This is a genomic window from Actinokineospora sp., assembly GCF_050699995.1.
Classification (GTDB): Bacteria; Actinomycetota; Actinomycetes; order Mycobacteriales; family Pseudonocardiaceae; genus Actinokineospora.
In genome coordinates this window covers 1-7023 of sequence record NZ_JBOHGC010000549.1, presented here as the reverse complement: position 1 = coordinate 7023, position 7023 = coordinate 1, and the positions used below count along the sequence as shown (strand labels likewise).

Here is a 7023-nt window from a genome sequence, read left to right as displayed (position 1 = left end):
GCTCGCGGCGTGCGCGGCGGCGGGGGGCGCGGCGGCGGGCTTGGGCGCCTTGGCGGCCTCAGCGGCCGCGAGGACGTCCTGCTTGCGGATGCGGCCGCCGACGCCGGTGCCCTTCACCGAAGAGAGGTCGATGTTGTTCTCCGCGGCCAGTTTGCGCACCAGCGGGGTCACGTAGGGGGCGCTGTCGTTCGCCGCGGACGGCGCGGGCGCCTGGGCAGGAGCCGCCGGGGCGGGCGCGGGCTGGGCCGGAGGAGTCTGCTGAACCGGGGGAGCCTGCTTCGTCGCCTCGGGCTCGGGTGCCTCGGTTGGAGTCGGAGCCGGAGCCGGAGTCGGGGCCGGAGCCGCCGGAGCCGGGGCTTCCGCCGGAGCGCCGCCCGCTGCCCCGATGACGCCGAGCTTGCCGCCGACGTCGACCGTGGTGTCCTCAGCCGCGGTGATCTCGAGCAGGGTGCCCGCGACCGGCGACGGGATCTCGGTGTCGACCTTGTCGGTGGACACCTCGAGCAGCGGCTCGTCGACCTCGACGGTCTCGCCGACCTGCTTGAGCCAGCGGGTGACGGTGCCCTCGGTGACGCTCTCGCCCAGCGCGGGCATGGTCACGTCGGTGCCCTTGGCGTTGCCGGTGGGGGCGTCCTGGTCGGGCGCGGGGCCCTCGGTCGGCGCGGCCTCGGCCGCGGGAGCGGCCTGGGGCTCGGGGGCCGCCTGCGGCTCCGGCTCGGCCGCCGCGGGGGCCGGAGCCGAGTCACCTGCACCATCACCGATCACGGCGAGCTCGGCGCCCACGGCGACGGTCTCGTCCTCCTGCGCGACGATCTTCTGCAGGGTGCCCGCGACCGGCGACGGGATCTCGGTGTCGACCTTGTCGGTGGACACCTCGAGCAATGGCTCGTCGACCTCGACGGTGTCGCCCTCTTGCTTGAGCCACCGGGTGACGGTGCCTTCGGTGACGCTCTCCCCGAGCGCCGGCATCTCTACGGAGAACGCCATGGTTTCGTGGACTCCTCGTGCTTTTCTGCGTTTGGCTGACTGGTGGGCTGAGCCGTCCGGCGGTCAGCCGTGCACGTGCAGGGGCTTGCCCGCCAGGGCGAGGAACGCCTCGCCCATGGCTTCGTTCTGGGTGGGGTGCGCGTGGATGAGCGGCGCGACATCCTCCGGGTGGGCCTCCCAGCTGTAGATCAGCTGGGCCTCGCCGATGAGTTCGCCGACCCGCTCGCCGACCATGGTCACGCCGACGACGGGGCCGTCGGGCGCCTTGATCAGCTTGATGCCGCCGCTGGTCTTGAGGATCTGGCTCTTGCCGTTGCCCGCGAGGTTGTAGACCAGCGTCTCGGCGGAGCCGTACTTCTCCTTGGCCTGCGCCTCGGACAGACCGACCGAGGCCACCTCCGGGTTGCAGTAGGTGACCTTGGGGATGCCCGCCTCGTCGATCACCTTCGGGTTGAGCCCGGCGATCTCCTCGGCGATGAAGATGCCCTGCTGGAAGCCGCGGTGGGCCAGCTGCAGACCGGGGACCAGGTCGCCGACCGCGAAGACGTTGGGCAGGTTGGTGCGCAGCCGCTCGTCGGTCAGGACGAAGCCGCGGTCCATGTTCAGCCCGGCCTCCTCGTAGCCCATGCCGGAGCTGCTGGGGCCGCGGCCGACCGCGACGAGCAGGAGGTCGGCGTCAAAGGTCTCGCCGGATTCCAGCGAGACGGTGACGGCCGCGTCGGTCTGCGTGGCGCCACTGAAGCGGACGCCGGTCTTGAACTTGATGCCGCGCTTGCGGAAGGCGCGCTCGACCTGCTTGGAGGCCCACTCGTCCTCGAGCGGGACCAGCCGGGGCAGCGCCTCGACGATGGTCACGTCGGCGCCGAAGGAGCGCCACACGCTGGCGAACTCGACGCCGATGACGCCGCCGCCGAGGACGACGACCTTCTCCGGCACGTAGTCGAGGCCGAGCGCCTGGTCGCTGGTGACGATGCGGCCGCCGATGTCGAGGCCGGGCAGCGTCTTGGCGTACGAGCCGGTGGCCAGCACGACGTTCTTGCCGGTGTAGCGGGTGCCGCCGACCTCTACGGTGTTCGGGCCGACGAACTTGCCCTCCCCCTCGACCAAGGTCACCTTGTTGGCCTTGACCAGGCCCAACAGGCCCTTGTGCAGGCCCGCGACGATGCCGTCCTTGTAGCTGTTGACACCGTTCATGTCGATGCCCTCGAGCGAGGTCTTCACACCGAACTGGTCGCCCTCGCGGGCGATGTCGGCGACCTCAGCGGCGTGCAGCAGCGCCTTGGTCGGGATGCAGCCTCGGTGCAGGCAGGTTCCACCGACCTTGTCTTTCTCGATCAGGATGACGGAGAGTCCTAGCCCGGCCGCGCGGAACGCGCAGGCGTAGCCTCCGGACCCGCCTCCCAGGATCACCAGGTCAGCGGAGGTGTCAGTCACGGGTTCTCCTCGACAAGCGACAGCGTTGTTTTCCGGTGGGCGCGGCGTCGCGGACGATGGCTCGCCACCACACGCCATCTTGTCACTATGGGAGGCAGGCTTGCGAGGTGGCCAGGGGTCTGGCCGGGCTACTGGGCGGTACAGCGGGACAATGGCGGCAGACGAGGTTCGGAGGTAATGGCATGGGGGTTTTCGACTCGCTGCGGCGTAAGCGGAAGCCGGGGGTGCTGCGTGGCGCGACCAAAGAGGACACGAGTCACCTGGACGCGTGGGCGAACAGCCGCACCGGCGTCGAGGCGTTCGTGGAACCCAAGACGAACGTGACGGATACGACAATCGTGCTGGTCGCCCACGACGGCGAGTGGACGCGGCGCCGCATCGCCGACCCGGAGGCCGCTTTCGCCTTCGCCAAGAAGCGCGCGATGCCGATCTACGAGGTAGCCAAAGTCGGCTACCCCCAACGCATGCGCGACTACATGGCCCGCCAAAAACGCGAAGGCCGCCCCTGATCTCCGGTCCGCGACCGTGTCGGGAGGGCTAGCCGTGGGTGGCGATGTCGGTTAGGACGGCGGCGAGGGTGCGGACGGGGAGGCCGGTGCCGCCGGAGGACGTGTAGCCCCACGGCTCGCCGGTGTTGTACGCCGGGCCCGCGCAGTCGATGTGCGCCCACGGGGTGCCCTCGGCGACGAACTCGCGCAGGAAGACACCGGCGGCGAGCATCCCGCCCCAGCGGTGGCCGGTCACGTTCGCCAGGTCGGCGAGGCGGGAGTCCAGGTCCGCCCGCAGCTCCTCGGGCAGCGGCATCGCCCAGCCGCCCTCGCCGGTGGCCTGCGCGATGCCCGCGACACGGTCGCGGAACTCGTCGGAGCCCATGATCCCGCAGGTCCGGGTGCCCAGGGCCACCAGCTGCGCGCCGGTCAGCGTCGAGGTCTCGATCAGGTAGTCGGGGTTGTCCTCGCACGCGCGCACGATCGCGTCCGACAGGATCAGGCGGCCCTCGGCGTCGGTGTTGAGGATCTCGACGGTCTTGCCGCCGTACATCGTCAGCACGTCGCCCGGACGGTAGGCGGCGCCCGAGGGCATGTTCTCCGCCATCGGCACGGTCGCGGTGACCTCAAGCGGGTACTTCAGCTTCGCGGCGAGGATGACCGTGGCGATCACGGCGGCGGCGCCGCTCATGTCGGAGGTCATCTGCTCCATGTTGGCCGCGGGCTTGATCGAGATGCCGCCGGTGTCGAAGGTGATGCCCTTGCCGACGAGTGCGACCTTCTTCTTCGCCTTCGGGCCGTTGTAGGTGAGCCGGACCAGGCGCGGCTGGCGGGTCGAGCCGACACCGACGCCGAGGATGCCGCCGAAGCCGCCCTTGCGGAGGGCCTTCTCGTCGAGGATCTCGACCTCCACGCCCACCGCCTTGGCCAGCGCGGCGGCCTTCTCGGCGAAGGACGCCGGGAACAGGTCGTTGGGCGGGGTGTTCACGAAGTCGCGGGCCGTCGTGACGGCCTCGGCGATCGCGGTCGCGGCCTTGAGGGTCGCGCGGTGGTCCTTGGCGGCGCCGTCCGCGGGCGCGGCGAGGTCCACCTTGGCCAGCTGGGCGTCCTTGGCCTCCGACTTGTAACCGGTGAACCGGTACGCGCCGAGGACGGTGCCCTCCACGGCCGCGTGCAGGTCGACGCTCGAGAGGGTCGTGGCCGCGCGCTTGGTGCTGGACAGGGCGCGGGCGGCGGCACCGGAGGCGCGCCGCACCTGCTCCGCGGTGATCTCGCCGTCGACCTTGCCCATGCCCGCGGCGACGACCACAGCGGCGGGCAGCTTGCCCAGCGTCGGCAGCTTGACGATCTCGCCCGCCTTGCCGGTCGCGCCGAGCGAGTCGAGGAGCTGCGTCAGCGAGCCGTCGAACGCCGCGTCCACCAGTTCGCCACCAGGGGCAAGCGCGACGCCCGCGCCGTTCTGGACGGTGCCGATCACGATGGCGTCGACGGTGGCCTCGGACACCGGTGCGGTGGCCAGGGCCAGCTTGGGGGCGGTCACAGATGTGCTCCTCGGTCGTTCGGGTAAGGCCCGGGGGGAGTCCTTGTGGGACCCGGGCCTGGCTGATCAGGCGGGTCGGCCCGGCCAGGTGGTGACGAATGCTAACGACTTGTCGGGAGGATTCAGCCGGCAGGCCGATGGAGATTTGGCAACCGGTATGGCACGGTTGTGCCCGTGACAGCGATGGGACAGCAGGTGGCGCGGGCCGTGGGGACACCTCTCGGCGCGGTCGCGGGGATGCTCGCGGCGGGCGTGCTCGCGGCGATTTCGCCCGCGGTGGCCGAGGCCGGATGGTGGTCCCTCGCCGGTCTCGCACTCGCTTTCCTGGTTGCTTCCCTGACCGCGGTCTCCCTTGCCGACCTCACCGCCGCCTCCGGTGCGCAGAGCGCATATCTGCATGTCAGAGAGCGGCTGGGAGTCGTCCCGGGCAGGCTCGCCGGGGTGCTCGGACTCGCCGGCCGGATCGTGGCGATCGGCGCCGTCGCGAACATGGTCACCGTGTACCTGGCGCCGACCGGATCGGCCGGGCTGTTCATGATCCTGCCCATCTGCGCGGCATATCTCTTGCACGCGTTGGGAGCCGGGCTGTCGCCGCGGCTGTGGCTGACGCCTGCCGTTGTGTTGATCGTCACACTCGGCATTCTTGTGGCTGTCGGCCTCGCCATCGCCCCCGCTGAGCATCTGACAATCAGCCAATCGGGCGTCATCGGATCGAATGACGCGACCGGCATCCTCGCGGCCGCGGGACTGCTGTTCTTCGGCTTTGTCGGGTTAGATCGGCAAGCGGGCCGTGGTGCACGTTCGGCTGTGGTGGCGGTCGCGGCCGCGGCCCTGGGAATGCTGCTGGTCGTGATCGTGGCACTGCGCCAGGTCGGCGGCCCCCGTCTGCCGCTCTCGCCGGTGCCGCTGCGCGACCTGCTCGCGGCCGCCGATGCTTCCTCGCTCGATGTCTTGCTGATGATCGGCTTGGCCGCCGGGGGAGTCCTCGCGCTCTACTTCTTGCTGGGCGGGGCGATGGACTTCGCCTTCGACATGGCAGAGACGGGCGAGCTGCCCAAGATCGGCGGCAGGCTCGGGCCGGGGTTGCCGGTGGCGGGCGTCGCCGGGGGCGTCGGCATCTTCGTCCCGGCGGCGGACGCGGTGGCGATCGCGGCGTGCCTGGCGCTCGTGTCGTACGCGTTCGTCAACTCGGCGGCGCGGTCGCTGTGCCGGGCCCAGCGGTCGACGTGGGTGCGCACCGGGTGCTGCGGGCTCGCCCTATCGGTGATCGTCGCGGTGAACATCAGCGTGGTCTCGTTGCTCAGCACTGTCGGAGTGGTGCTCGTGGGCACACTTCTGTGCACGCTGAGTGCACGAAAGGCTGATCGCGCTTAGTAGCACGTCCAAAGGTCGGGATACCGATTTTCCCGTCGGCGCGGGGGAGATACCGTTCTCCTATGACGCCTACGTTGCCGTTCACACGGACTCCCAACCCCCAGCCGGCCACCCCGGAAAGGGTTGCGGAGGTACTGGCCAAGCCAGGCTTCGGGCAGCACTTCACCGACCACATGGTGACGATTCGCTACTCCCGCGAGCACGGTTGGCATGACGCCCGAGTCGAGCCCTACAGCCCGATCACACTCGACCCTTCCGCGATGGTCCTGCACTACGGTCAGGCGATCTTCGAAGGCCTCAAGGCCTATCGGCAGCCCGACGGCTCGATCGCCTCGTTCCGACCTGAGGCCAATGCCGCGCGGTTCCGCGCTTCCGCGCGTCGAATCGCGATGCCCGAGCTGCCGGATGAGCTCTTTCTCGAGTCGATCAAGGAGCTTGTCTCCATTGACTCGCGGTGGGTTCCCTCCGCTGACGAAGAGTCGCTGTATCTGCGGCCGTTCATGATTTCCACCGAGGCCGGCCTGGGGGTGCGACCCGCGTCGGAATACCTCTACGTGTTGATCGCCTCGCCCGCCGGATCCTATTTCGCGGGTGGAATCAAGCCGGTGACGGTGTGGCTGTCGACGGAGTACGTGCGCGCGGCGCCCGGCGGCACCGGCGCGGCGAAGTTCGCCGGGAATTACGCGGCCTCGCTGGTGGCGCAGGCGCAGGCGGCCGCCGAGGGCTGCGACCAGGTCGTGTGGCTCGACGCCGTCGAGCGGCGGTGGGTCGAAGAGATGGGCGGGATGAATCTCTTCTTCGTCTTCGGCGACCGCATTGTGACTCCGGAGCTTTCCGGATCGCTGCTTCCGGGGATCACGCGTGATTCGCTGCTGCAGTTGGCTGTGGATCTTGGGTGCACGGTGGAGGAGCGGCGGATTTCCACTGAGGAGTGGGAGAAGAAGGCCGAATCCGGTGAGCTGACTGAGGTGTTCGCTTGCGGGACGGCCGCTGTGATCACTCCGGTGGGGCATGTCAAGCATGCTGATGGGACGTTCAGCATTTCCGGTGGCGCCACGGGGTCTGTTACTTCTCGGCTGCGTTCTCGGCTGACTTCGTTGCAGCGTGGGGCATCCGATCCTCATGGTTGGATGACTACGCTTGTGGCTCCTGCTTCGGCGGAGTAGCCCCTCTTTTTAGTGTGACTATGGCGGGTATGGG

6 protein-coding genes are annotated in these 7023 nt (G+C 69.6%); 3 read left to right on the top strand and 3 right to left on the bottom strand.

Annotated features, from left to right (window positions below; translation table 11 throughout):
- The coding region (locus ACRDSQ_RS26730) for a biotin/lipoyl-containing protein (protein ID WP_431424763.1) at nucleotides 1-987 on the bottom strand (987 nt) is incomplete at its 3' end.
- Between the two features lie 63 nt (nucleotides 988-1050).
- A complete protein-coding gene (gene lpdA / locus ACRDSQ_RS26725) occupies nucleotides 1051-2421 on the bottom strand; it encodes a dihydrolipoyl dehydrogenase (protein ID WP_431424761.1) in 1371 nt (456 codons plus the stop codon).
- Nucleotides 2422-2603: 182 nt separating this feature from the next.
- Between lpdA and ACRDSQ_RS26720 the strand changes: the two genes are divergently transcribed.
- Nucleotides 2604-2930 carry an oxidoreductase gene (locus ACRDSQ_RS26720; RefSeq protein ID WP_431424760.1) on the top strand — a complete coding sequence of 109 codons (327 nt, stop codon included), beginning with the start codon at nucleotides 2604-2606 and terminating at the stop codon, nucleotides 2928-2930.
- A 28-nt stretch (nucleotides 2931-2958) separates the two neighbouring features.
- On the opposite strand, the gene ACRDSQ_RS26715 is transcribed toward ACRDSQ_RS26720, so the two are convergent.
- The gene (locus ACRDSQ_RS26715; protein WP_431424759.1) at nucleotides 2959-4449 is read right to left on the bottom strand and encodes a leucyl aminopeptidase; all 1491 of its coding nucleotides are present in this window, start codon (nucleotides 4447-4449) and stop codon (nucleotides 2959-2961) included.
- A gap of 174 nt (nucleotides 4450-4623) precedes the next feature.
- Here ACRDSQ_RS26715 and ACRDSQ_RS26710 point away from each other — a divergent pair, with 174 nt between their 5' ends.
- Nucleotides 4624-5823: a hypothetical protein gene (locus ACRDSQ_RS26710; RefSeq protein WP_431424758.1), complete on the top strand. Its 1200-nt coding sequence runs from the start codon at nucleotides 4624-4626 to the stop codon at nucleotides 5821-5823.
- Between the two features lie 62 nt (nucleotides 5824-5885).
- On the top strand, nucleotides 5886-6989 hold the full coding sequence (locus tag ACRDSQ_RS26705) for a branched-chain amino acid aminotransferase (protein ID WP_431424756.1): 1104 nt from the start codon (nucleotides 5886-5888) through the stop codon (nucleotides 6987-6989).
- The last annotated feature ends 34 nt before the right edge of the window (nucleotides 6990-7023 follow it).

Coding starts and splice junctions, on each gene's coding strand:
- ACRDSQ_RS26720 (WP_431424760.1), top strand. CDS start 2,604: ATGGGGGTTTTCGACTCGCTGCGGCGTAAGCGGAAGCCGGGGGTGCTG.
- ACRDSQ_RS26705 (WP_431424756.1), top strand. CDS start 5,886: ATGACGCCTACGTTGCCGTTCACACGGACTCCCAACCCCCAGCCGGCC.